21 protein-coding genes are annotated in these 23,757 nt (G+C 68.3%); 16 read left to right on the top strand and 5 right to left on the bottom strand.

Going from position 1 to position 23,757, the window contains the following annotated elements; translation table 11 throughout:
- Window positions 1–185 precede the first annotated feature (185 nt).
- The gene (locus ACLJQM_RS30785; protein WP_410633815.1) at window positions 186–2,351 is read right to left on the bottom strand and encodes a GNAT family N-acetyltransferase; all 2,166 of its coding nucleotides are present in this window, start codon (window positions 2,349–2,351) and stop codon (window positions 186–188) included.
- Window positions 2,352–2,423: 72 nt separating this feature from the next.
- Here ACLJQM_RS30785 and ACLJQM_RS30780 point away from each other — a divergent pair, with 72 nt between their 5' ends.
- Window positions 2,424–3,155 carry a prepilin peptidase gene (locus ACLJQM_RS30780; RefSeq protein ID WP_410633813.1) on the top strand — a complete coding sequence of 244 codons (732 nt, stop codon included), beginning with the start codon at window positions 2,424–2,426 and terminating at the stop codon, window positions 3,153–3,155.
- Window positions 3,156–3,165: 10 nt separating this feature from the next.
- Here the strand turns inward: ACLJQM_RS30780 and ACLJQM_RS30775 are convergent, their stop codons facing one another.
- Together ACLJQM_RS30775 and ACLJQM_RS30770 are read right to left on the bottom strand one after the other, a co-directional pair.
- Window positions 3,166–4,497: an FAD-binding protein gene (locus tag ACLJQM_RS30775; RefSeq protein ID WP_410633812.1), complete on the bottom strand. Its 1,332-nt coding sequence runs from the start codon at window positions 4,495–4,497 to the stop codon at window positions 3,166–3,168.
- Window positions 4,494–6,743: an ATP-binding protein gene (locus ACLJQM_RS30770; protein ID WP_410633811.1), complete on the bottom strand. Its 2,250-nt coding sequence runs from the start codon at window positions 6,741–6,743 to the stop codon at window positions 4,494–4,496. The genes ACLJQM_RS30775 and ACLJQM_RS30770 overlap by 4 nt, the downstream gene beginning before the upstream one ends.
- Window positions 6,744–7,006: 263 nt before the next feature.
- Here ACLJQM_RS30770 and ACLJQM_RS30765 point away from each other — a divergent pair, with 263 nt between their 5' ends.
- From ACLJQM_RS30765 to ACLJQM_RS30695, 15 genes are all read left to right on the top strand, one after another.
- Window positions 7,007–7,342: a DUF6355 family natural product biosynthesis protein gene (locus ACLJQM_RS30765; RefSeq protein WP_410633810.1), complete on the top strand. Its 336-nt coding sequence runs from the start codon at window positions 7,007–7,009 to the stop codon at window positions 7,340–7,342.
- 10 nt (window positions 7,343–7,352) lie between these two features.
- Entirely contained in the window at window positions 7,353–7,970 is a 618-nt protein-coding gene (locus ACLJQM_RS30760; protein ID WP_410633809.1) for a hypothetical protein, read from the top strand.
- Complete coding sequence (locus tag ACLJQM_RS30755) at window positions 7,964–8,851, top strand: hypothetical protein (RefSeq protein WP_410633808.1); 888 nt, start codon at window positions 7,964–7,966, stop codon at window positions 8,849–8,851. The genes ACLJQM_RS30760 and ACLJQM_RS30755 overlap by 7 nt, the downstream gene beginning before the upstream one ends.
- The gene (locus tag ACLJQM_RS30750) at window positions 8,848–9,501 is read left to right on the top strand and encodes a flagellar biosynthesis protein FlgA (protein WP_410633806.1); all 654 of its coding nucleotides are present in this window, start codon (window positions 8,848–8,850) and stop codon (window positions 9,499–9,501) included. The genes ACLJQM_RS30755 and ACLJQM_RS30750 overlap by 4 nt, the downstream gene beginning before the upstream one ends.
- Window positions 9,498–10,307, top strand: coding sequence for a MinD/ParA family protein (locus ACLJQM_RS30745; RefSeq protein WP_410633804.1), 810 nt, complete (start codon window positions 9,498–9,500; stop codon window positions 10,305–10,307). The genes ACLJQM_RS30750 and ACLJQM_RS30745 overlap by 4 nt, the downstream gene beginning before the upstream one ends.
- Window positions 10,297–11,646 carry a CpaF family protein gene (locus tag ACLJQM_RS30740; RefSeq protein ID WP_410633803.1) on the top strand — a complete coding sequence of 450 codons (1,350 nt, stop codon included), beginning with the start codon at window positions 10,297–10,299 and terminating at the stop codon, window positions 11,644–11,646. The genes ACLJQM_RS30745 and ACLJQM_RS30740 overlap by 11 nt, the downstream gene beginning before the upstream one ends.
- Window positions 11,643–12,497: a type II secretion system F family protein gene (locus tag ACLJQM_RS30735; RefSeq protein ID WP_410633801.1), complete on the top strand. Its 855-nt coding sequence runs from the start codon at window positions 11,643–11,645 to the stop codon at window positions 12,495–12,497. Before ACLJQM_RS30740 ends, ACLJQM_RS30735 begins: the two co-directional genes overlap by 4 nt.
- Complete coding sequence (locus tag ACLJQM_RS30730; RefSeq protein ID WP_410633800.1) at window positions 12,494–13,354, top strand: type II secretion system protein; 861 nt, start codon at window positions 12,494–12,496, stop codon at window positions 13,352–13,354. Before ACLJQM_RS30735 ends, ACLJQM_RS30730 begins: the two co-directional genes overlap by 4 nt.
- A 12-nt stretch (window positions 13,355–13,366) precedes the next feature.
- Entirely contained in the window at window positions 13,367–13,585 is a 219-nt protein-coding gene (locus ACLJQM_RS30725) for a hypothetical protein (protein WP_410633799.1), read from the top strand.
- Window positions 13,585–13,953, top strand: coding sequence for a hypothetical protein (locus ACLJQM_RS30720; RefSeq protein WP_410633797.1), 369 nt, complete (start codon window positions 13,585–13,587; stop codon window positions 13,951–13,953). Before ACLJQM_RS30725 ends, ACLJQM_RS30720 begins: the two co-directional genes overlap by 1 nt.
- Complete coding sequence (locus ACLJQM_RS30715; protein WP_410633795.1) at window positions 13,950–14,369, top strand: hypothetical protein; 420 nt, start codon at window positions 13,950–13,952, stop codon at window positions 14,367–14,369. The genes ACLJQM_RS30720 and ACLJQM_RS30715 overlap by 4 nt, the downstream gene beginning before the upstream one ends.
- 32 nt (window positions 14,370–14,401) lie before the next feature.
- Window positions 14,402–14,773, top strand: a complete 372-nt coding sequence (locus ACLJQM_RS30710; RefSeq protein ID WP_410633794.1) for a hypothetical protein — start codon at window positions 14,402–14,404, stop codon at window positions 14,771–14,773.
- Window positions 14,774–14,784: 11 nt separating this feature from the next.
- Window positions 14,785–17,457, top strand: a complete 2,673-nt coding sequence (locus tag ACLJQM_RS30705; protein WP_410633793.1) for a LysM peptidoglycan-binding domain-containing protein — start codon at window positions 14,785–14,787, stop codon at window positions 17,455–17,457.
- 286 nt (window positions 17,458–17,743) lie between these two features.
- The gene (locus tag ACLJQM_RS30700; RefSeq protein ID WP_410633792.1) at window positions 17,744–18,400 is read left to right on the top strand and encodes an HU family DNA-binding protein; all 657 of its coding nucleotides are present in this window, start codon (window positions 17,744–17,746) and stop codon (window positions 18,398–18,400) included.
- A gap of 324 nt (window positions 18,401–18,724) precedes the next feature.
- On the top strand, window positions 18,725–20,353 hold the full coding sequence (locus tag ACLJQM_RS30695) for a pentapeptide repeat-containing protein (RefSeq protein WP_410633790.1): 1,629 nt from the start codon (window positions 18,725–18,727) through the stop codon (window positions 20,351–20,353).
- Between the two features lie 255 nt (window positions 20,354–20,608).
- On the opposite strand, the gene ACLJQM_RS30690 is transcribed toward ACLJQM_RS30695, so the two are convergent.
- Together ACLJQM_RS30690 and ACLJQM_RS30685 are read right to left on the bottom strand one after the other, a co-directional pair.
- On the bottom strand, window positions 20,609–21,676 hold the full coding sequence (locus tag ACLJQM_RS30690; protein ID WP_410633789.1) for a helix-turn-helix domain-containing protein: 1,068 nt from the start codon (window positions 21,674–21,676) through the stop codon (window positions 20,609–20,611).
- 190 nt (window positions 21,677–21,866) lie between these two features.
- Window positions 21,867–23,576 carry a hypothetical protein gene (locus ACLJQM_RS30685; RefSeq protein ID WP_410633788.1) on the bottom strand — a complete coding sequence of 570 codons (1,710 nt, stop codon included), beginning with the start codon at window positions 23,574–23,576 and terminating at the stop codon, window positions 21,867–21,869.
- Window positions 23,577–23,757 lie beyond the last annotated feature (181 nt).

Here is a 23,757-nt window from a genome sequence, read left to right as displayed (position 1 = left end):
AGCGCTGGCGTACAGAACGAGTGGAGTGCCGGGACGCGCGAGCAAGCGTGTGCGCCTCAACTCGACGGTCTTCGAGCCGTCCAAGATCGCTTCGGCGAACCTGGGTCGCAGGGACAGCAAGACGGCCCTGGTGGCTGCAGCCGCGTCTGAACGTCTTGTCGTACCGAGGGTCACGGCTGGAGAGCCTAATCCCGGAGACCGACAAAACCGTAGGACCCGGCTGGCGTGGCGCCGCCTCCAGTGTGCTCAGAAGCGCTCGTCGGCCGGTGCCGATTGCCGCGAGCGTAGATCGCGGCGAACAATTCAGGGGAAATCTTGACCGGCGACTGGACCGTCTTCGGGCCGCCGATCTCCTCTCGAAGCCGGAGGTAAGCGGCCCAGGGGATGTCGACCGGGAAGAGTTCGGTGTCCGACAGCCTCAACGCCTGGGCCTGGCCGCCCCGGGCGACCTCCTGGAGGTCCGCGAGGCCGAAGACGCCGTAGTGGCCGTAGGTCGAAAACAATTGGTCGGGTCTCCCGGTCTCGATGTGGTCCACCAGTGAGGTGCCGATGAACCGCCCTGGTCCGGTCACCGAACTGCCGCTCATGTACCAGAGGATGCGACCAGGCTGTTTCACCGCGCTGTTCCGGCCGCTCCGGTAGTAGACCTGCTCGCGGCCGAGTGCGACGTCCGCGCGGCGTGACAGCAGGGTTTCAGGACGGCCGAAAAGCCCTGCGCTCCACGTCGGCTTGATGGCCACCGCGAAGCAGGGCAAGCCGCTGTCGGTGATCTTGGCGGGCCACCACGCGCGCTCGTAGTAAGCCGCGGCCGACGGATCGAGCCCCGGCGCGATCAGCGGCGCCGCCGGGAGTCCGACGAGCTTGTACGTGTGCGTCGCAGCGGCCGTCACCTGGGTTCCTGGGCCCAGCGAGGCGACGACGAAGGCGTACCACTTACGTTCGACCTGCTGGTAGGACTCGAAGCCGGCGATCCGGTCCACCAGCGGGGAAAGGTACGGGTCGTCGACCTCCACCACGCGCGCCCCGCGCTCGAGCGCTTCCTTGCGTAGCCGCCAAAGCAGCTGGCGTCCCAAGGTGCCGGCGATGGCGTGGTCGGCGAGGCGGAGCAGGGGTACTCGCAAAACCTCGCCCTCGCACACCAAGGCGTAGCAAGCGACCGGCTCACCTTCCGGGTCCCGCACAATCAGATGATCTTGCTGCTCTCGGGCGAGCTTGCCGAGACAGGCACGCAGCTCCGATCGCTTTTCACCCCGCCTTTCGTCGAGGAACCGCATGAGGTCGGTCTTGTCCGTCGCCGAGGCTTTCCCTGCCCTGAAGTCGCTGCCTTCCAAGGCAACCGGCTGGTACGCGACCGCGTGGGCGAGCTCGTCGAGGTGGATGATCAACCGGTCCGGATCGAGGACGCGCAGCTGGGAGACCGCGGGGCAGTCCTTGACGTGCAGCAGGTGCGGGGCGATCTCGGTGCGAAGTCGCTCGTCCCAAGTCAGGAAGACCTTGATCCCGGAAGCGGCCGCTTCTGCCAGCTGCCAAAGGTCGCCGAAGTCCTGCTTGGTGATCGGATACCCGGGGACGTGCGGGGTGATCGCGCCCGCTATGACGTCGAAGAGCTCCTGGGAACGCCCAGGGCGGCTGCGTGGCCGCCGATACTGATCGGCGGCGTTCAGCAGGCGATCTCGGTGACCGTCAGCCTCACCGGTGAGGTCGCGCTCGAGTCCGAACGGCACGACCAGCTCGATCCGGCCCACGAGGTCCGGAGCCTGCAGTACCCGCGAGCGGTCTGCCCGCCTCGAGTCGGGCTGGAGGTGCAAATCGATCAGCACATTGGTGTCGATGGCAGCGGCCACGACGGCGGGCTCGTCCAGCGGCGGGGTGAACAGGTTCGGGTGGCCGTGATCGCGCCACCACACGGTCATCGGCGCGGCGTCGCGTCCGCGACCGATTGCGCGGGCACGCGGAGCGAAACCGAGTGCCGACCACACCCGGGCGATGTTCGGGTAGTCGTCCCGGCATTTGGCGCGGATGCCTTGACGCCGCTTGTGGCGACGGCCGACCTCGTCCACCAGCAATGCGGCGATACCCGACCGGTGATATCGGGGATCGACGCAGACGTGGGTCAAGACCACCTCGTCGCGCGGCAACCGGAAGAGCACGTAGCCGGCGATCTTGCCGGTGACCAGGTGGCGAGCAGCAAGGAGGCAGTCCTTCGAGGCCGCGTCGAAGTAGGCCGCGCGGGGAAGCAGGCCAAGTCGGTCCCGGGCCTCATCGCCGAGCTCGATGGTGCGTTCAACGGTTTCGATGTCGGCACTCGGCACCTTCTCGACGACGAAATCGACCTCGGCCTTCTTGGTCACCGTCGATTGTGAAGCAATTCCCGAGCCTGCCACCAGGAGTTTTGTCGATCTCACTCGTCTGGACGCGCCGGTATGTTCGCACCCCGGAAAGGCGATCTTCTCGCGAAGACCAGCTCGGTCCCGGTCGAATCTGTCATGATCGACTTGCATTCCTGGTCGGGAGGTGAAATCGCGGTGGAGGTGAGCGTTCGGCTCTTCTCGGGTCTGGTGCTAGCCGTAGCTGCTGGCCCGCTGATCGCCCGTCTCATCCGCCGGGCCGCGGTTGTGCCTCTGCCACACCAGTACGTCGTCGAGGCGATCGCCGCCGCGGCGGTATCCGGAGCAGCGGTGGCGCTCTGGTCGCCCGCGGTCGTCGCCGTCGGGGCGGCGTTCGTCCTGCTGGGGATCCCGGCCGCCGCGGTGGACGCCGCTGAGCACCGGATCCCGGACAGCCTCAGCCTGCCACTGTGCGGTGCCACGGTGATCTGCTCGATCGTTGCCGCGATCGCCGGCGCCGACGTCGGGAGAGGTGGTCGTGCCCTCGCCGCAGGGGGCGTCTGGGGTTTGCTCCTGCTGACCTCCTACCTGCTCACCGGTCAACCCGGCCCCGGTGACGTCAAGCTCGCACCGAGCGTCGGCGTCCTGCTCGGCTGGCTCGGGTGGAACTGGGTGCTGGGCGGGCTCATCGCGACCTACGTGCTGACGGCTTCCGCCGGGGTCATCGGTGTGGTTCTGCGCCGGTATTCGTTCCGCGCCGGCCAGGTGCCGATGGGGCCGCCCATGGTCGCGGTCGCGTTGGTGTGCGGAACCCTGGCCCAGTGGTGAGCCGACCGGGTCAGGCGAAGCGCCTTGGAAACAGGTTCTGCGGGTCGTACAGCTGCTTCGCGGCGGCGAGCGTCACCTTGGCCGCACCAAGGTGCCGGGTCCAGTCGGCGCTGGTGAACGGGATGGCTCCGGTGGGATAGCTCGTTCCGCCCCGGCTGACGGCGGAGTCGTACCAGCGCCGGTTGCCGGCGACCATGTCTTCGGCCGTCGCTTCGGTGGCGAAGCGAAGACCGGCGACGAGGTAAACCGTGCTCGCCTCGGGGAGCCGGAACAGGGGAGTGCCAAAGGCTTCGGTGGTCATTGGGTAGATCAGGATCAACCCGGACGCACCCAGGTCGGTGCGCTGGAGGCCGTCGAGGATTTCGTCAGCGAAGGAATCGATCTCCGCATCGGGCAGGAGCAAGTTGGGCCAGGGGTGCGGCGCGTGCCATTCACCGGTGCCCTCGAGGTACGTCACGGTCTCGTCGAGGCGCGTGGCGAACTCCCAGTAGCTCAGGTCCTCGACCTTGTCGCGAGAGGCTTCGAACCCAGTCTTCAGAAGGAGCCGGTCCATGTCGGGCTCGTGGGGTGACGTGTAGTACGAGGCGACGTCCAGCATGTAGACCCAGTCGTCGGCCGGCAGGATTTCTCCCTGCAGGAAGTCGAACCGGCCGTCGGCCAGCAGGCTGCGCTGGCCGGCGATGAGCTTCTCGACGGTGGGGTAGTAGACCTTGACGCGCCGCACCCGCTCCGGCGCCGTCATCAGGGGCACCGTGGCGCGCACGATGATGCCGCACTGACCGAAACCGCCGAGCACGCCGTAGAAGAGGTCGGGCAGCTCGGCGGGGGAGCAGTGGCGAAGCAGCCCGTCAGCCGTGACGACATCGAGGGAAAGCACGTTGTCCGTCTGGACGCCGTAACGGTGGCTGGTGCCGCCGATCCCGCCGACCGACAGCGTGCCACCCACGGACGTTCCCAGGTAATCGGTGAGAACCCGGGGAGTCAACCCGTGCTGAAGCGTGCGGGCGAGAAGTGAGTTCCAGGTCGTGCCGGCGTCGACGGTCACCCGGTCGCCGGTGATTTCGTGCACCTCGTCCAAGGCGGTCAGGTCGACGACCAGGCCGTCGCGCACCTGAGCCTGTCCGAGGCTGGTGTGACCGCGTCCGCGGGAGACGACGGGAATGCCGTTGGTGGCTGCGATGGGCAAGGTGGTCGTGATGTCGGCTATCGACCCGGCTCGGAGGACCGCGAGCGGCGGCTGGTTGACGATGCCACCGAAGTCCGCCGCGGCGAAGGCCGTCGCGCCGGTGCCGGTGAGCACCGCGCCGTCGAGGTCCAGTTCGGAAAAGACGTCCGAAGTCAACTCGTGCCCCCATCGTCGAGATTGGCAATACCAGCGCGCACGGCAGCTTCTGCGGGGTCACCTCGTCGTTCGAAGATGTTCGCTGCCTCCTCGAGCCGAGAGCGCGCCACGGTGTCGTCCCCGCGAGCGATCGACGTTCGTGCGAGTGCCCACAGGGTGTCAGCTTGGCCTTTGTCGTCGTGCGCGGCTCGTTGAACTGACAACGCTTCTTCCAGACGGGTCAGCGCATCGTCGAGTAGGTCCGCCGCGAGGTACGTCATCCCCATCTGGTACAGCGAAAGCCCTTCGCCGTGCTTGTCGTCGATGGACCGGCAGAGAACCAAGGCCCGGCCGGCGTACCGCAGGGCGTCCTCGGTGTGCTTCTCCTCCCGGCAGAGATCGGCTAGATGGACCAGCGCCACCGATTCGGCGTGCTGGTCGTGCTGATCGCGGTGGATCACCATGCCTCGCTCGAGCGCGATCCTGGCCGAGCTGATGTCCTCCATGTCCGCGTGCGCGAGTCCGAGGCCTATGTGGCACCACGCCGACCTGGTCGGTTCATCTTCGTCCTCAAGCAACTCCAAGCCTCGCTGGAACGCTTCCCGGCCGCTTTCGGCGTTCCCCAAGCCGAGCTCGACGAGACCGAGGCCGGTCAGCAGGTCTGCCTGAACACCGCGATCACCGAGCTTGGTGGCGGCTTCCAAGCCGAGGTGGTAGGTCTGATCCCAGATCGTCCAAGGCTTGCGGAGGTGGAAGTACGAGAACAACGCTTGCGAGATCCGGCACGCCAGTTCCGGCTGCCCGATCTTGAGAGCGAGCCCGACCACCGGGGGAAAGCTGGCCAGTTCCTGCTCACACCAGGCGAAGGCGTCGGCGTAGTCGAGCACCGGGACGTTGGTGACCGACGGCCGGAACGGCTCGAGAGCGCACCCCGCCGCGGCCGCGGTGTTGAGGTACCACGACAGCTCACGGACTTGAGCCAGCTGGATGTCTTGGGGTGCGTCGAGAGCGAGTGCTTGCTCCGATGCGTAAACCCGCAGGAGGTCGTGCAGCCAGAAGCGGTCTCGGCCGGCTTCCTCGACCAAGTGGCACCTCGCCAGGGTGTGCAGGAGGTGCAACGCCTCGGCAGACCGGACGTCGGCGAGTACCGCGGCCGCCGCGACGCTGATCTTCTTGCCGGGATGCAGGCCGAGCAGCCGGAACATCCGTGCCGCTGCCGTCGGCAGGGCCCGGTACGACCACGAGAAGACGGCACGGACGTCGGCATCTTCGTCGGACGCCAGGGCAGCGAGGCGTTGGCGTTCTTCAGCGAGGTCCTCGGCGAGCTCGGAAAGCCGGATCGGGTGGGCGGCGATCCGTTCCGCCGCGACGGCGACGGCGAGCGGCAGGTGACCGCAGCGGTCGAGGACGGCTCGGGCGGCCTCGGGTTCGTCGTCGACCCGCGAGCCGACGACTTCGCGCAGGAAACGCAGTGAATCCTCGGGGCCGAAGGGCGCGAGGGCCAGCTGTGCCGCGCCCGCGCGCACGGCGAGTCCGGTGAGCATGACCCGGCTCGTCAGCAACACCGTGCTGCCGACCGTGCCGGGAAGCAGCGGGCGGACTTGGTCCGAGGAGACGGCGTTGTCGAGAACGATCAGGAAGCGGCGGTTGTGCGTCATCGTGCGAAACAACGCGGACCGTTTTTCCTCGCTCGACGGAACGTCCGCGGGAGTCAGTCCCAGTGAAATCAGGAAGTCTTCGAGAATTTCGGACGGACTTGCCGGTGCTTGGTTCGCCGAGTGGCCTCGAAGATCCGCGAACAGCTGGCCATCGGGGAATTCGCCGATAGCACGGTGTGCCCAGTGCAGGGCGAGCGTCGTCTTCCCGACCCCGGGAGGGCCGTGCACGGTGACGATCGACAGCCTGTCGGTTTGCGTTGCGACCTCGTCGATGGCCGAGAGCTGGGCGCTTCGTCCGACGAACCGGCCTGGAGCTGCCGGAAGCTGTGCGGGACGGGCCGCCGGCTCCGAATCGCCCTGGCGCGGACGTGGAATCAGCGCGAGCAGTTCACCGCTGGCCTCGAGCGCGTTGTCGCAGGCCTCAGCGAGCTCCGTGGTGGCAGTGCGACGGCCGTGTTCGACGTTCGCGAGATGGGCGCGGCTGTAGTGCGTACGAGCGGCCAGTTCCGCGAGTGACAGACCGCGGGCAATTCGCACGTCCCGAAGCTCGGTTGCGAAGGTCTTTCGTCTTTCGACCTCCGTCCTCCGTGTTTCTTGTTTCCCGTACATGAAACAGAAACCCCCTGTAATCACTGTCGCGCCGGGTGATCCTGGGATGGAAGAACCGAGCGACGGATACGTACCCCTCGGCAGCGAGGATAACGCCGCCGGAGCTTCGAGTCGGGCAAGTCGCGGGATGCCGCGAGCAAGATCGTCCATGAGGTTGAACACCGAGCACTGCCGGTGATCACTAACCCGTCTGTGTCGCCATACGGGTGACGCCTGCCACGGTGTTCTGGTAGCGCATTGTGACTATTGTTGGGGAGGTCAACATGTCGGTTTCGTCGATCCTTCAGCGCGTCTTCGTAGTCGCTGCGATTGTCTTTTCGTTCGGTTGCTCAATAGTGGTGAACGCGTCCGCGCGAACGTTGCCGGAGAAAGCCGAGGTCGCCGGTTGTGGGTACGTCGGCGGCGGTGAATACGCCCATTGCGACAACGGTTCCGGATCGACCGTGATGCTGGACGTTCAGGACGTCTTCTTCAACCTGTACCACTACTGCGTCGGGCCGGGAATCACGAACCTCCAGCCGGTGATCCGCTGGCGTGTGATCGGCGCTTGGTGGAACGGCGGCGTGGCGTGCGACCCGGGGTACTACGGGCCGGCGTGACGCCGGTTTGATGGCGAAGTCGAAGTCGCGCCAGGAAGGTCGGAACACCATGACTGAAACTCGTTTCCCGGTCACAGCTCTGCTGCTGCTCTCCGTCGTCCCGACGGGATGCTCCGGTGATCCGGGCACTCCAGTGGGTACCGAGCCGTCGCCGCCGGTGTCACTTCCCACCAGCTCGAAACCCGTTCGACCGGAAACGGAAGCGGCAGACGCGGCGCTCGCCGCGTACGAGCTCTACTGGCAGATCAGCGAGCAAGCCGGCCACGCACCGCGCGAAAAGGACTGGCGTCCCGAACTCGCGAAGGCGATGGCCGATCCGGCGCTGACCGATTACCTCGACGAGGTCGAAAACCTCGCGTCCGTGCCGGCCCACACCGAAGGCCGGTACGGACGCTCTCCGAAGGTGACGTCCGTTTCCGTCGCTCGGCCGCAGCGCGTGGTCGTCACCGACTGCCTCGACGCCACCGGCGAGCACCTGCTGAGCGACAAGCCCGGGGAGCACGGCCGCAACCTCGACCACCCGGATCAGCCGCGCCGCTACGAGTTCGAAGCCCAGGTCGTCCGCTACCCGGAGCCCGACCGCTGGCTGGTGCAGCAAGTCCAACCACGTCTGGAGAAGCCATGTTGAAAAGCAGCTGCCTGGTCGCCGCCGGTCTGGTCGCGGTGACGGTGTCCGCACCGGCGTACGGCCAGACCGCGCCCGGCGGGTGCAAGTCGGCCGGGACACGCGGGATGTGCTGGGTGGCGGCCGCCGACCCGGGGCGGCCCGGCGGACCTGCCGGTGCTCCGCAGGCCCGACGCGGCCCAGCGGAGCAATCAGCTGGCCAGAACGCACAGCGTCCGCGATATCCGTGCGCGGACCACCCGTGGACACCACCACCCGCGGGCGACCCGCTCTGGGGCGGGCACTCCCCGGCTCAGGGCTCGTTGAGGCTGATGATCTGCCAAGGCGGCGGTGCGTTGCAGGGGTGGCCACGAGTGGTGTTCACGCCGAACGGGCAGCCAGTGGCCGTCCCGCAGTTGTCACCGGCCGAGCTGGCCGAGCAGGCCATTGCGGAGATGGGGCTGTCCGCGCCGGACATCCGGCTGGCTCCGCCCGCCTCCTCGCCCCGCGGCGCGACGATCGGGTTCCCGGTTTGGATGTGGACGGAGCGCCGCGAAGAGACGACAGGACCGGTGACGCGGACGGCGAGCGCCGGCCCGATCACGGTCACCGCCACGGCGACGCTGGGCGGGATCGACTGGTCGATGGGTGACGGCGCGACGGTCCGGTGCGCCGGGCCGGGTACCGCGTTCACCGACGACCGAGCAGGCCGGCCGTCGCCGAGCTGCGGGCACAGCTACCGAGACCTCGTTCCGGGCGGCACCGCCGCGGTCGACGCGACAAGCCGCTGGGAAATCCGCTGGTCCGGGGGAGGACAGAGCGCGTTCAAGACGCTGGCGTTGACGTCGTCCGCGCGGCTGGCGGTCCGCGAGATCCGGACGCTGAACACCGGGGGCGCGCGATGACCACGCTGCACCCGGTTCCCGATGCTCCACCGCCGGCCCCGGTGGCGCTTCGGCCACCGCGACGTCGCCGGTCGAAGCTCCTCGTGCTCCTCGGCTTGGTGCTCTCGGCCGTGTCGGCGACCGGAGTGGTCTGGGTCTTCCGCGCGACCGATGACGCGATGTCCGCCATCGGCGTGGCCCGCCCGGTCCGGTTCGGCGAAGTCATCACGGCCGACGCACTCCGCGAGATCCAGGTACGGACCGACCCCGGCGTCCGCGCGCTGCCGTGGGCCGAGCGGTCCGGTCTCATCGGCCGGGTCTCGCCGACCGATCTCCTGGTCGGCGCCATCGTCACACCGGATGCCGTCGTGGACTCGATCGCGGTGCCGGCGGCCGGGCAGGCACTCGTCGGTGTTCCGGTGAAGGCCGGCCAGGCGCCGGCCGCACGGCTCGAGCCCCGCCAGCCCGTGCTCCTCGTCGCTGCCGGCCAGCCGGGTGCCACGGCGGAGGCGTGGCCGCCGATCCGAGGCGCGGTGATCCGGGTCGGCGAGCGGGACGCGACCTCCGCGCAGGTCGTCGATGTGGTCGTCCCGGATGCCGCTGGAGCGCAACTGGCCTCGAAGGCCTCGGCCGGCGAGATCGCCATCGTCGTCCTGCCGAAGGGCCGGTGACCGACGTGCTGATCTCGTTCGTGTCACTGACCGGCAGCCCGGGTTTGTCGACGGCCGCCCTCGCGCTGACGTGGTGCTGGCCGCGGCACGCCGTGGTCGCCGAGTGCGACCCCACCGGCGGGCGTGCCCTCGCCGTCTTCGACCCGGACGGCCGGCACGGGCGTCCCGGCGTCTTCGAACTGATGCTCCAGGCCCGCACGACGCCGATCCACCGGGCGATGGCCGGCCAGCTGCTCGTCCTGCCCGATGGCACGGGCCGGCACCACCTGCTGCCGGGGGCCACGTCTCCGCTAGAGGCCGACAGTCTGGACTGGCGACGGCTGACGTCGCTTTTCCTGGAGCTGGGCACCGTGGACGTGCTCGCGGACTGCGGCCGGCTGCGCAGCCGTTCCGCGCCGGCACCCGTGGTCGCCGCGTCGGACCTGGTGGTCGTGGTGGTGCGCAACTGCCGCGGCTCGTTGCAGGCGCTGGTGAAAGCCGTGGACCTCATCCGGGCCGAGACCGGGGTCGTCGGTGACGGTCTCTGTGTTCTCGTCATCGAGCCCGACCCGCGTGCCCACCAGCGGTTTCCGCGCGGCGAGATCGCGAAGCAGTTCGCGGGCGCCGAGATGCCGGTCATCGGGGGCCTGAGCTGGGATCCGGCGTCCGCGGCGCAGTTCTCGGAGCTGCACCGGCCAGGGCGGCGATTCGCGACGTCCGCCTTGCTGGGCGACGCACACCGGGTGGCCGGGGAGATCGGCCGTCGGGCGCTGGAGCGGACGAGCCGGCTGCGCAGGCCGCTGGTGGAGGTGCGTCATGGCCGATGAAGTCCAGGAGCTGGCCGGCCGGGTGCAGCAGCGGATGGCTCCGCTCGTGCAGCAGGAGGCGGCCCGGCGAGCCGCGATGGGCGAACCGCAAGACGAACGCGCCATCGCGACGAGCCTGCTCGACGACGTTCTGGCGGCCGTGATCAAGGACTGGACGAAGGCCGGGCGCCCGTTCCTCGACTTCGAGCAGGAACGTCAGGTGAAGGCCTCGGCGCTGGCCGAGATGTTCGGACTCGGTCGGCTCGAGGCGCTGCTCGCCGACGACGGCGTCGAGAACATCGACATCATCGGCAGCGATCCGGTGTGGCTGTCCTACCACGACGGCCGCGTGGAGCGGGCTGCCGGAATCGCGCTGACCGACGCGGCCGTCGTCCAATGGCTCCAGCGGATCGCCACGCGGATGGGCCGGACCGAGCACACGATCAACGAGTCACGGCCCTTGCTCAACATGGAACTCCCCGGCGGCGAGCGGCTGGCAGCGGCGATCGGCGTCACGGACCGGCCGCACATCTCGATCCGGCGTCACCGCTTGCCCACAGCCAGCCTGGAGGTCTTGCGGCAGCGCGGCATGCTCTCGACCGCCCAGCTCGCGTTCTTGCGAGCGGCGATCCGGGCGGAGAAGAACGTCGTGATCTGCGGCCGGCAGAAGGCGGGGAAGACGACGCTCCTGCGGGCACTGTGCTGGGAGGTGCCGGCAACGGAGCGGTTCGCCACGCTCGAGACCGAGTTCGAGCTCGGCTTGCACCGCCATCGCGACCGGTTCCCCGCCGTGGTCGCGTTCGAAGAGCGTGAAGGCAACACGGAGCGCTGGGAGAACGGCAAGCCGGTCGGCGGGGTCGACCTGCCGAAGCTGGTCTGGCAGTCACTGCGGATGCACACGGCCCGCACGGTGGTCGGCGAAGTCCGCGGCGGGGAGATCGTCCCGATGCTCAACGCCTTGGCAGTCGGCGGCGCCGGCTCGTTGTCCACGGTGCACGCTCGGAGCGCTGCCCAGGCCGTCCACCGGATGGTGCTGCTCTGCCTGGAAACCAGCGCGGGATGGACGCCGGAGTTCGCGTACGAAGTCGTCGCCAACACCATCGACCTGATCGTCCACGTCGACTTGGCGCAACGGCCGGGTCACCTCGAGCGCCGCGTCGCCGAGGTCGTCTCGATCGAACCGGGCGAGTACGGACGGCCGGCTCGCACCCACCTGTTCATGCCTGCCACCGACGGCCGTTCGGTGCCGACGGGGAATCTGCCCACCGACATCGAGGACTACGAACGCGGTGGCTTTGACCGAACTTGGCTGACCAGCGGCGGTGACGGCGACTGGCCCCACGATCGGAGCAAGCCATGACCGAGCTCATCCTCCTGGTCGCCGGCACCTGCTTCGGGCTGGGGCTCACCGCTCTCGCGCTCGGGATCGCCGGTCAGGACCGAGACGATGGATCGGTCTTCCGCCGACGCCGCTGGTGGACGGGAAACCGGCGAGGCGTGGCGCGGTGGTCGATGGCCTGTGGTGCCGGAGCGATCGGCTGGCTGGTGACGGGCTGGCCGGTCGTGGGAATCGCCGTCGCGGCGATGGCCGGCGTCGTGCCGTGGCTGTTCGGCACCGGAAGGCTCGCCGCGCGGCAGATCGAACGGCTGGACGCGCTCGAAGACTGGCTGCGAAGTGTCTCCGACGTCCTGCGCGCCGGCAACGCGGGGCTCGTCGGAGCTCTGCAGGACAGCGCGGGCGAGGTGTCACCCGCGATTGCCACCGAGGTGGTGGCGCTGGCGCAACGGCTTCGGACGTGGGACTTCACAGACGCGCTGCTCCAGTTCGCCGAGGATGTCGACGACCAGCTCGGTGATGCTGCGGCAGCGGGTTTGTGCGTCGCCCACCAGCAGGGAGCCGGTACCGCTGATCTGCTGGTGACGCTGGCGCAGCAGCTGTCCGCTGACGTTGCCGCGCGCAGGGAGGCAGAAGCGGAACGCGCTCGCCGGCGGTCGGCGGCCCGGATCCTGCTCGGGCTGTGGGCCGTGATGTTCGTCAGTTTCACGGTCTTCGGCAGCGACAGCTACACCGCGGTGTACGACTCCTTCAGCGGGCAGGTGGTGCTCGCTCTGGTCCTCGGTGTCGTCGGGGTGGCAGTCGAGTGGTTGCGGCGACTCGGCGTCGAGCCGCCGTCGCCCCGGTTCCTCGGCTCGGGCAAGGAGACGCCATGACCACCGAGGCCTTGCTGATCATCCTGGCTGCGCTCACCGCCGTCGGCGTGACGCTGGTCATCGCGCCTTTCGCTCCGACGCGGCCGAGGTTGGCCGATCTGATGCAGGAACGCGAGGCCACCGCAGTCGTCGGCGGGCCCGCACACCGGCTGCTCGAGTCGGTGACGAGGCACGCCAAGCTGGTCGACGACCTCGACGACCTCGCGCTCGTCAGGCGAACTCCGGAGGCTTTCGTTCTGCAGCGCCTCGGATTCCTGCTTGCCGGTGCGTTGTGGATTCCGCTCCTGACCGTGCTCCTGGCGCTGGCCGGGGTGACACCGCCGATCTTCCTGCCGGCCGCGGCCTCACTGGCCTGCGCTGTGGTCGGCTGGCAGCTGCCCGTGCTGCTGCTGAAGAACAAGGCCAAGCACGCGCGAGCCGCGTTCGCCGGCGCGCTGGCCGCATACTGCCGGCTGGTGGCGCTGGGACGGCTCGGCGATCGCGGACCGATCGAGGCTCTGCGCTATCCGGTGACCTTGGGCGACGGCTGGGTGTTCCACCGGATCAAGCTGGCCATCGACGAAGCCGTGTTGCGCGGCCGGATGCCCTGGGACGGCTTTACCCAGCTTGCGGACCAGACCGGCGTCCGGGCGCTCAAAGACGTCGGCCAGATCGTGGCAAGTGCCGGACAGGACGGCACGAGCATCGTCGAGACCCTCCGCGCCAAGGCGACGTCGCTCGCCCAGCAGCAGCTGGCGGAGCGCAAGGCGGGTTCGTCGGTCCGGTCGGATCGGATGGACATGCCCGTCGCCCTGCTGGGTCTGGCGTTCATCACCTTCCTCGCGTTCCCCGGGATCTACCTGATGCTCACCATGTGAAGGGAGAAAGCCATGATCGGCAACGTAGTGGTCCGGCTGCTGCAGCTCGGGTTCTTCTTGGACCGGGAGCTCCGGTTCCGGCTCAGCCGCTTCCAGGCCGAACGCGAGCGCGGAGACGAGAACATCACCAAAGCCTTCTACGCCGCGCTGGGGATCACGGTCGCCACGCTGATCGGCGCGGGGATCACCGCGTTCGTCAACGGCAAGCTGCCCTTGATCGGCGGCCACTGATGCTCGGCGAACGCGGTGACGACAACGTCGCCGCGGCCGTGATCTTCAGCGCCATCCTGCTCGTGGCCTGGGCGATCCTGCAAACCGCAGTGGTGCTGCTCGGCCGCGGTGTCGCTCTCGACGCCGCCCGCGACGGGGTCCATTCGGCACGGCTTCCACCGGTGGACACAGCGTCGGCAGCTTCCGCGGCGGTCGCGTACGCCCGCACCGCGACCGGTACCTGGCTGGGGAACGTCGCCTCACGGGCATCGAGCGACGGGCGCAACGTCAGCGTCACGGTAACCGGTGACGCCGTCTCGCTGGTGCCCTTCGCCGACTTCCCGATCAGCCAGACGTCGTCGGGCCCGATCGAGGAGTTGCGGCCGTGAACGGCGAGCGCGGCGACATCACCGTCGAAGCGGCCATCGGTGTCATCGCGCTCCTGGTCCTCTTCGGGCTGGGGATCGCCGGCATCCGCATCCTGATCGCCGACGCGGTGATCGACGAAGCGGCTCGGTCGGCTGCCCGAGCAGCGTCGATTTCCCGTGATGGCCAAGCTGCTGCCGCGGCGGCGGACCGGCGTGCTCGTGCGGTGCTGAGCGAACAGCGACTCGCTTGCCAGAGCCTCGACGTCGTGGTGGACACCAGCGACTTCGGCAGGCCGCTCGGCGAAACGGGATACGTCGTGGCGACCGTCGACTGTGACGTGTCGTTGGCCGACCTGGCGGTGCCGGGCGTCGGCGGGACCAAGACCCTCCAAGCTCGCTTCCGTTCGCCGATCGACCGGTACGGAGCACGCCGATGAGGGCGTTGCGCGGCGAGCGGGGATCAGCCTCGGTGCTCGTTCTGGGTCTGAGTATCGCCGTGCTCGTCGGAATCGGGTTCGCCGTCGATGGGACCCGCAAGGGGCAGGCCTCTGCCCAGGCGACGGCGATCGCGGAGGAAGCGGCACGTGCCGGCGGCCAAGCACTTCGGGTCCAGGCACTGGCGGACGGCGGGGACGCGGATGTCGATCCCGGCGCGGCCGTGGCCGAGGCGCAGCGATACCTCGTCGCGACCGGAGCCGCGGGGCACGCTCGATGGGAGAACGGCCGAGTGGTCGTGGAGACGACGGTGTCGCGCCCGACGGTCTTCCTCGGCGCCATCGGGGTGCCGGACTTCCTCGTCCACGGTCACGGTGCCGCCGTGGTGATCTCCGGCAACCGGTAGGAGGTGCTGCCATGCGAATCCCCGGTGTGCGGACCGCGCTCTGCGGAGTCGTCCTGAGTTCGATCGTCGGGGGCCCTCCGCTGGCTCTCTGGCGGTTCCGGTCTGTTTACCTGCCCGATCACGTTCCGGACGTAACCGAAGTCGTCTCGTGGTCGACGAGCCGGGACAACGGCACGCTGTTCTTGCTGCTCTTGGTCGTCGCAGGCGTGGTCGCCTGGCTTCAGTTGCTCGTCGCGATCGCCGTGGAGGTGATCGCGCGGCTCCGCGGCGCCGCCGCACCGCGACTTGCCGGATGCGGGTGGGCTCAGCGTGTCGCAGCCGCGCTCCTGCTGGTGCTGCTCACCGGAACTGCGGCCGAGGCGGCCGAACAACCGGCACCGGATGCCGGGTCGACCAGTCACGTGGTGGTTCCCGGGGAGAGTTTGGCGAAGATCGCGGCCGGGTCACTGGGCAGTGCGGCGCGGTATCCGGAGATCTTCGACCTCAACCGCGGGGTTCCCCAGGCTGACGGCAGATCGCTCCAAAATCCGGGGCTGGTGCGCCCGGGCTGGGTGCTTCAGCTGCCGCACTTCGAGGGGCGAGACTGCGAAGAGGTCATCGTGCGACCGGGGGAAACGCTTTCGAAGATCGCACGCGACAACCTCGGCGACGCGGCCCGCTACCGGGAGATCTTCGACCTCAACCGAGGCCGGCCACAGCGGTCCGGCCGGCCAATCGACGATGTCGACGACATCCACCCCGGTGACGTTCTCCGGATTCCCGCTTCGGTGAAACCGAGTGCGGGCGGGGGTGGTTCGCCGGTCGGCGGCCCCGCCGTCGTGGCGGAGCCGTGCGCAGCTCCCGCTCCGCCGCCTGTGCTGGCGCAGCCGCCGGCGCCTCCTGTCCATGAACGGCCGACGCCACCGCCCGCAGCGCCTGCGGCCGAGGACGGCGACTCGTCCGCGTTGAGCTTGGTCGTCGGTGGTGTGCTGGCAGCAGGCTTGCTGAGCCTGCTGGCCGTTCGGCGCCGACGCGCGCGGCAGCGGCGCCGTCCCGGCCACCGCGTCCGGTTGCCGCAGCGAGGTGACTTCGAGGCAGGGCTGGAGACCGTCGAGCAACCGGCGACGGTGGAGACCTTGGACCAAGCTCTGCGAACTCTCGCCCGGTCCGCTGGTGGTCGTCTGCCGCTGGTCCAGGCCATCAAAGTCGGGCCCAGCGGGGTCAAGCTCCTGCTGACCGAACCAGCTGAACCGCTGTCCCCGTTCGAGTCGGACTCCGCCACCGAGTGGAAGCTCGACCCCGTGGTGGTGTTGGACTCCGAAGCACCTGCGCCGTACCCCGCTCTGGCGTCGTTGGGGCGCACGGCCGGCCGCGACCTCGTGCTGGTGGACTTGGCGCAGATCGGCGTAGTGGTCCTGGACGGGAATCGAGATGCCGTCGAAGAGGTCGTGCTCGCCTTGGCTTGGGAGCTCGCCGTCGCACCCTGGGCCGAAACCACGACCGTCACCGTTGTGGGCACCGGGCAAAGCTCGGCTGAACGTCAACCAGACCGTGTTCGGTTCGCCCTTTCCTGGGAAGAAGCGGTGCTCGAGACCCGTGAGCCAGGGGAGGTCCACGTTGTTCTCGCGGCCGATCCGCTGGAGACCAGGCATCTCCAGCAGCTCGAGAGCGTCGCTGCTGTGGTCGCACCTTGCGGCGAAGGGCTGATTTTGCCCAGTGCCTGGCACCTCGACGTGGGCTCCGCTCGCTCGTTCGTGGAACCGCTCGGGGAAGACATTCAGCTGCAACGGCTCTCGGCGGAGCAGGCGGATGAGCTCGTGTCAGCTCTCACCTCGGCCGATGAAGCCATCCAGGTTCCGGCCGAGGAGTACCGGAACGTCCCTCCTGAGGACACCGGTGTTCCAGCGAGGCTCAAGCGTGAACCGGACCAGCCGGATCAGGATCGGCCTGCGCAGCCGTTCCTGCGGTTGCTCGGCCCGGTCCTGCTGGAGGGTGTGGACCCGCAGGCGGTGGAGGGTAAGAAGCTCAACCGGCTCACCGAACTGGCGGCCTACCTCGCCTTGCACCCGGGAGTGACCGCGGACGAGATCTCCCGGCAGCTGGGATCGGATTCCCGGCCGTGGTCGGCCGCCACCCGGCAGGGGTACATCTCCCGGCTTCGGACGTGGCTTGGCCGCGATGCTGACGGCGGACTCTATGTGCCGAACGTCGATGCGAGGCAGGGTGGTTACCGCGTGTCCGAGAGCTTCGTCAGCGACTGGGCGAACTTCCGGCAACTCGCCCGGCGTGGGCTCGCCCGGTCCGACGTATCGATTCCTGACCTGCAGGAAGCCCTGGACTTCGTCCACGGCACGCCGTTCAGCAACGTTCCGGCGGGCCGGTACGCGTGGAGTTCCTGGCTGCAGCGGGAGATGGTCGACGCGATCGTCGACGTCGCCCACACGCTGGCCGATTCGTACCAGAAGACCGGTGAGCTGCCGGCCGCGCGTCGAGCGGTGAGACGTGGCCTGCAAGCGGAACCGGTCAGCGAGATCCTCTACCGCGACTTGCTCAGGATCGAGTTCCGCGCCGGAAACCTCGCAGGAGTCCGGGAGACGGCGGACAAGCTGACCGCCATGGCGGCGTCGCTCGCCATGGAACTGGACGAGGAGACCAGCGCCTTGGTGGGTACGTTGCTGGGCCGATCGAGTGCCGGTACTTGTTGAACTGTCAGGGATTTCCCCGTGCTGACATCGAACAGGTGAGCGATGATCTGCGCTGTGTCCTTTATGGACCATAGTTGGTCGGGGTCCACGTAGGCGCAGGTCAAGCGAATATTCTTGCTGCGCGTGTGTGTCCAGGTGGGACTCGACTGCGGCACAGTTGTCGCTGTTTCCCCGGCGGCACAAGAAAGTTCGTCGTCACCCTCGTTTGGATTTTGGCCACCTTGGTAATACTCTGTGTGAGGTCGGCCGAGATGGGCCGTGGCGAGTTCCGCTATGGAGGACTGGAATGACGAACAAGGCCCAGCTGATCGAGGCGCTGTCGGAGCGTCTGGGCGATGACAAGAAGGTGGCTGCCCAGGCCGTCGATGGTCTGGTGGACATCATCATCCGGACGGTCAAGAAGGGCGAGAAGGTCAACATCACCGGCTTCGGCGTGTTCGAGAAGCGCGCCCGCGCCGCTCGCACTGCGCGCAACCCGCGCACCGGCGAGGCCGTGAAGGTGAAGAAGACCAACGTGCCCGCGTTCCGCGCCGGCACCACGTTCAAGGACGTCGTCGGCGGCGCCAAGAAGCTGCCCAAGGCGACCCCGGTCAAGCGCGCCACCGCCACCGCGTCCCGCGCGACGGCCACGAAGACCGCCGCCGCAGCCGCCCCGGCCAAGGCGACCACGACCCGCACGACCCGCGCCGCGGCCGCGAAGCCGGCCACCACGCGGGCGGCCACCACGCGGACCCGCGCGGCTGCGGCGAAGCCGGCCGCCAAGGCCACCGCCACCGCCACCGCCACGGCTCCGAAGACCGCGGCCAAGGCCACCACGGCGAAGGCGACCACCACCCGCGCGAAGGCCGCCGCCAAGCCGGCCGCGACCAAGACCGCCGCGGCGAAGAAGCCCGCCGCCGCCAAGGCTCCGGCCAAGCGCACCTCGGCAGCCAAGAAGAAGTAACACTCTTGGCGACACGCGGAAGGCCCGGCACAGCGGAATCGGTGCGAGGCCTTCCGCGTTCTCCGCGCGTCGATCTTCGCTCTGCCTCCGGAAACGAACGTGCATCGAATTTGGGTCCGCATTATGCGAGGCATGGCGGCTGAGTCGTGTCTCGGCCCTCGTGAATTCGACGTACACGTCTGTCCGACGGAAACGACGATTCGCTGAGCGGACGCTCGCTGACGTAGGCCCGGCAAGATCTTCACCAGGTGAAGCGCTGCCGCGATCGGGTGGATTTGCCCGAAGCGGATGCCGAATTGGTGCAGCGGCAGCCATGATCCCGGCGTGGACGACAAGCAGCCCCGACCGCCCGAGCTGCCGGTTGTGCGACGGCCTCCGCTGCCGCGGTGGACTGTGCCCGTGGTCGGTGTCGTGGTTCTGGTGGTCGCCGGTGGTGCGCTGCTGCTGTTGTGGCAGTGGATCGACGGCTTGGCGCTGGCGAGCCCGGCGGACAAGGATCGGCTGTCGTCGCAGCTGGACGCGATCAAGACCGCGTCCGGGATCGCCGTGGGCGGTGGTGGTCTCTTTGCTCTGTACCTCGCGGCGCGCAGGCAGCGCACGCAGGAATTGGAGCTGGCGCAGCGCGAGCGCGCCCAGAGCCACGTTGAGCAGGTGGCCGAAGTCAACCGGCTGCACGCCGAGCGGGTCGCCGAGGCATCGGAAAGCGACGCCGCCGCCCGCCGAGTGACCGAGTTGTACAGCGCCGCAGTCGAGCAGCTGGGCTCCGACAAGGCTCCGGTCCGCCTCGGCGGCCTGTACGCCCTGGAGCGGCTTGCTCAGGACAACCCCGTCCCGGCTGCGCTGCGCCAGATGGTGGTCAACGTGCTGTGCGCCTACCTGAGGATGCCGTGGGTACCGCCGGGCGAGGTGCCCGGCGAAGACGCTGACGAGCTGACACAGGCTCGGTACGAGGGGCGTGTGCAAGAGCGCGAGGTGCGGCTGACTGCGCAACGCATCCTGCGCGATCACTTGCACCCTGGTGCCGACCACGACAAGCCGGTCGCCACTTTCTGGGCGGGGGCCAACCTCGATCTCACTGGCGCCGCTCTCGTCGATTTCGATCTGGCCGGTTGCCTGGTGGATCAGGCCGGGTTTGCCAGGGCGTCGTTTTCCGGTAAGACGTCGTTCGAGGGCGCCAGGTTCGTGCAGGACGCCCGGTTCGACGCGGCGCGGTTTGCCGGGGAGGTCTATTTCGGCCAGACGTGGTTCACGAGGGAGGCGCAGTTCACCGAAGCGCGGTTCAACGGCGAGGCGGTGTTCGACCGAGCGGCGTTTCGCGGTGATGTCTGGTTCGGCCGGGCATCGTTCGCCCAGGAAGCGTGGTTCGGCAGAGCATCGTTCGTCCCGGGTTCGGGCGGTCGCGTCGTGATGTTCGGCGGTGCGTCGTTCGCCGCGGTCGCGGGTTTCTGGGAGACGCAGTTCGCCGGCAACGTCATGTTCGGTGCTGCGTCCTTCTCCGGAGACGCCCGGTTTGCCCGTGCTTCCTTCGAGGGGGTGAACCTGTTCAACGGAGCGTCGTTCGACGGCGAAGCCGACTTCAGCGGGGTGTCCTTCGCCGGCGAGACCAGGTTCGACACGGCCGAAGGCGCCGGCTGGGCGGGTATCGACGCCACCTGGTCGTTCGTGGCCGAGCGCTTAGAGACGGCGACGACCGACCAGCCCGCGAGGTTCAGCGGAAGGGCGTCGTTCAGTGGGGCATCGTTCGACGGACGTGCCCGGTTCGATGGGGTGTCATTCGCCCACGCGGCGGACTTCCACGCGTTGGCGGCTCACCCGTTGTCGCCGTTCTCGACTTGGCCCGGCGGTTGGCGGCCGGCCGATCAGTGCAGGCCGATCGGCGGCCTCTCCGGCGACTGGCACGAACTTGTCCCGGTCGAACCGGAAACAGTCGGCGATGAACGGTTCAGCTCGTAGCGGCACAGCAGGAATACACAGCGCACCTTGGCTGCCGGGAAGCGGAAGAGGCCCAGATCGTGGTCCGGTCGGCGCGACCGGCTCGGCTTGAACGAAACCTTGAGTTCCTGGTGCACCAAGATCGGCCACTCGGCCTGGCCATGCAGTGAACGTCGTGGCCGGCGCAGTGGCACTCCTGGCTGCCCGCTGGTCGTGGTCATCGGCGGCGATGAACATCGGAAGCTCCTCGCCCGCGGCGGACGAAGCTGCAGGCGGTTACTTCCGCCAGCCCGCGGTCAGCAGAGCGCGCACCTCCGCTGCAGACAGCGCAACGGTCCGGTCTCCCCGGCGTTCGTAGATCACCAGGCTGTCGTCCTTCGTGACGACGAACGGCTTCGTGTGTTCGGGCTGTGCAGGAATGCTGAGGACCACCAGCACCCCGCCGTCGGCGGGCAGGATGTCGATCTCCAGGCCCGCAATGACGGGTTGGATGTGGTTGTCGATGATCTTCCGGTACCGCTCGGCTGTGTGCACCCTGGCCGGTACGGGCGTGATGTCGGTGATGACGTCGCGGCCTTCGAGAGGTTCGGTCTTGAGGCCGATCACCAGCAGGCTCGGCTGGCGGCCATTGGCCAAGCCGCACACTTCCCTCGTGAGGTTCTTGTTCGCCTCGCGCTGGCCGAGGAGCAGGTCGGATTTGCACTCGAGCCAGGCCGACTCCGCAGTGCCGAGCACTTTCCCGAACCGTCCGTCGAGCAGGTGCTGCCTGAACTCGACCCGACGATCCGGGCCGAGTTCGCCTCGGAACGTGCACAGGGCCGCCCGGGTCGCCTTCATCGCCGCGCAGAGCCGCCCGACCGTCACCTTGTCGTCGGTCACGGTCAACCCGATGCGCCAGTAGTCCTCGTCGACTTCTTCGTCGGCAGGCATGTGCTCCAGCCAGCGCACGACCGCGCCCGCGGACAAGAACGTCTCGTCCGCGTGCCGGCGTGCGTACGGCAGACCTCGCGAGTTGCCGCCGTCGAGGGTGAACTCGACGAATACCGAGCCGTCTCGCTCGAACATGAGGTCGACTTCCTCATGCCTGCTGCCGTTCTCGAACTGGACAGCGAGGGCATTGGCCTGTCGGCTGGGGTGGTGTTCGAGATCGTCGGCGAAGTGCTTTGTCAGCGAAGAGATCGAGATGTCCTCAAGGTCTTCCAGGCGAACGTCGCCGCCGGCGACGGTTTGGAGGCCGTGGTCGCCGAGCCCGCCCGTGTCGGCCAACCCACGCTGGTTCAGCTTGACCCGGGCTCGCAGATTCGAGAACTTGAGCAACTTGTCCAGAGAGACGTCAGCCGTCATGGAAAGAGGGTAACGACCGGGCTGCTTGAGGCAGTGAGAATTTCGGGGCTGGGGACCCGAGCCGCCGTGGTCAAGGCTTGCCGAGGTCCAGCTTGCCCGGCCGGCACGCGCGGCCGTACAGCTCGGACGCTCCCGCTCGACCGGAACTGGTGGAATCCTGCGGTCCAGCCTGGGTGACTGCTCGCGCGGACTAGATTCTCGGCTTTCCCGGCGTGAGCTTGCCGGCGTTGTAGGTCCAGGTGGTCTGCGCGCGGCCACTGGGGCAGCAGTGAGCGTCGTCGGGCCGGTACCAGTCCTCGGTGGCTTCGATGCGGCCGTGGGAGATCGCGATCGTTTCGACGCCCGAGGTGTACGTCTGCGGTGTCTGCTTCTGTGCCGTGACGATGCCGACCGGGGCGGGTTTGCCGCTCTTGCCGGTGATGACGACGAATCCCTGCCCGGGGATGCCGTTGCCGCCGCTGAAATTGCAGTAGTCGTCGATGGCGGCTTCGTCGTGGCCGTCGCCGTCGAGGTCGCCGTAGACGATCGTGTTGTTGGTACCGGCGTCGAGGGGCCCGTACCGGGATGAGATACCGCTGGCGGAACCGTTGCGCAGGGTGAAGTCGCCGTTGGTGTCGCAGAGGGAGGCCGGGACGCGGACCGACGTCAGCTTGGTGCGGTGCAGGTCCGTCGGTGGGACGTGGGCATCGACGTTGATCGTGAACGTGTCGGTGCTGCTCGCGCTGCGGACGACCCCTTCGAGGCCGGCTGCGGCCAGCCTGATGCCGGTGGTGAGGATGCTCAACACCACCTTCACCCGGCTGGCTGCCTGATCGTCTTTCACCGCCGTGCTGACGCAGGAAAGCACTGCCTTGGCCAGATTGGCGACGGCTTCGGCGGTCGGTGGTGTGGGGACGTGCGCGGCTTCGATCGCGTTGCCGAGGCAGCGCATGCTGTCGGCGGCAGTCTCGAGGTGTCCGGCGCCGCTCTTGAAGACCTCGAGTGCCTCTTCGACGCCGAACAGCAGAGCCATGCCAAGATAAGTTCCGGCGTCGATCTTCCCGGTGATGACACCGGGGAGCCGGGTGACCGGGAAGCGGTAGGTCCGCGGTACGCCCGGGATGAGGAGTCCTTCGGCGTACGGTTTGGTTTTGATCAGGGTGTCGTAGCCGGCGAGCACGGCCGCCCTGCCGGCGTCCACGGTGCCAGGGGGCTCCAAAACGGCCTCGGGAGCGGCGCGGAGCAGCCACGGCAGAGGCGAGTTGGGCGTCATCGTGACGACCGCTTGGCCGTTCTCGACACGAAGGCACGACCACACCGGATTTCCGGCGGCGCCGCCGAGCGTCACACTCGTGCCGTCGCCGGTCGTCGCGGGTGAGGTCGCGCAGCTGGGCCGGGCCGAGGTGATCCCGGTCGTCTGCCCGGCGAAGCGCTTGACGGATTCGGTCAGCTTGCCGAAGTCGAAAAAGCCCGGCCAGAAGCTGCTGAGGTGATCGATTTCCGCGGTCAACGTCCGCTCCCTGGCGTTGTACACAGCCGGAATCAAGTGTGTCGCGGCAGTGCCGGCCGGATTCGTCAGCACCGCTCCGGCTACGGCGGCCGGTGGCGGAGCTGGAACGGGGAAGCGGATTGACATCGGTTTCGCGGGTTCCATTCCGTTCGCGAGTTTCAGTTCGAGCGGCGAGCCGGTGCCGGCGAACATGGACGCACCCTTGCCGAACGGTGCGCCGGTCCCGGCTTCCGCGGTGAGGATCGTGCCCGCGGGTGCCACCCCGGCCGGACCCGTGATGAGAATGCCTTCCACCATCAGCGAAACGCCTTGCTCGGTGATCTCCGCCGTGGCACTCCGCCCGGCAGCGGGGGCATCACCGCCGCCGCCGAGCACGACGATCGCGCCGGCGGCGGTCAGGCAGACGACCACGGCAGCGATCGCGATCGACCATCTGACACGGTTTCGGCTCACCCCTCGGAGATCGCTGCCTCGGACGCGAGATGTTACGGCGGATGTGGTGTTGTTATCCGAGGGTGTCAATCGACGAGAAAAACCGGTTTCGCCGCTGGTTTGTTGGTCATTTTCGGTGGCTGCTTCCGGGGTCTTCGTT

This window comes from Amycolatopsis sp. cmx-4-83, from assembly GCF_046548815.1.
Lineage (GTDB): Bacteria > Actinomycetota > Actinomycetes > Mycobacteriales > Pseudonocardiaceae > Amycolatopsis > Amycolatopsis pretoriensis_A.
This window is presented reverse-complemented; position numbering and strand designations above follow the sequence as displayed.

What these genes read in the sequence shown, in the direction of transcription:
- ACLJQM_RS30780 (WP_410633813.1), top strand. Translation starts at nt 2,424, where the DNA reads ATGTTCGCACCCCGGAAAGGCGATCTTCTCGCGAAGACCAGCTCGGTC.
- ACLJQM_RS30770 (WP_410633811.1), bottom strand. Translation starts at nt 6,743, where the DNA reads ATGTACGGGAAACAAGAAACACGGAGGACGGAGGTCGAAAGACGAAAG.
- ACLJQM_RS30765 (WP_410633810.1), top strand. Translation starts at nt 7,007, where the DNA reads ATGTCGGTTTCGTCGATCCTTCAGCGCGTCTTCGTAGTCGCTGCGATT.
- ACLJQM_RS30760 (WP_410633809.1), top strand. Translation starts at nt 7,353, where the DNA reads ATGGCGAAGTCGAAGTCGCGCCAGGAAGGTCGGAACACCATGACTGAA.
- ACLJQM_RS30755 (WP_410633808.1), top strand. Translation starts at nt 7,964, where the DNA reads ATGTTGAAAAGCAGCTGCCTGGTCGCCGCCGGTCTGGTCGCGGTGACG.
- ACLJQM_RS30750 (WP_410633806.1), top strand. Translation starts at nt 8,848, where the DNA reads ATGACCACGCTGCACCCGGTTCCCGATGCTCCACCGCCGGCCCCGGTG.
- ACLJQM_RS30740 (WP_410633803.1), top strand. Translation starts at nt 10,297, where the DNA reads ATGGCCGATGAAGTCCAGGAGCTGGCCGGCCGGGTGCAGCAGCGGATG.
- ACLJQM_RS30735 (WP_410633801.1), top strand. Translation starts at nt 11,643, where the DNA reads ATGACCGAGCTCATCCTCCTGGTCGCCGGCACCTGCTTCGGGCTGGGG.
- ACLJQM_RS30730 (WP_410633800.1), top strand. Translation starts at nt 12,494, where the DNA reads ATGACCACCGAGGCCTTGCTGATCATCCTGGCTGCGCTCACCGCCGTC.
- ACLJQM_RS30725 (WP_410633799.1), top strand. Translation starts at nt 13,367, where the DNA reads ATGATCGGCAACGTAGTGGTCCGGCTGCTGCAGCTCGGGTTCTTCTTG.
- ACLJQM_RS30720 (WP_410633797.1), top strand. Translation starts at nt 13,585, where the DNA reads ATGCTCGGCGAACGCGGTGACGACAACGTCGCCGCGGCCGTGATCTTC.
- ACLJQM_RS30705 (WP_410633793.1), top strand. Translation starts at nt 14,785, where the DNA reads ATGCGAATCCCCGGTGTGCGGACCGCGCTCTGCGGAGTCGTCCTGAGT.
- ACLJQM_RS30700 (WP_410633792.1), top strand. Translation starts at nt 17,744, where the DNA reads ATGACGAACAAGGCCCAGCTGATCGAGGCGCTGTCGGAGCGTCTGGGC.
- ACLJQM_RS30690 (WP_410633789.1), bottom strand. Translation starts at nt 21,676, where the DNA reads ATGACGGCTGACGTCTCTCTGGACAAGTTGCTCAAGTTCTCGAATCTG.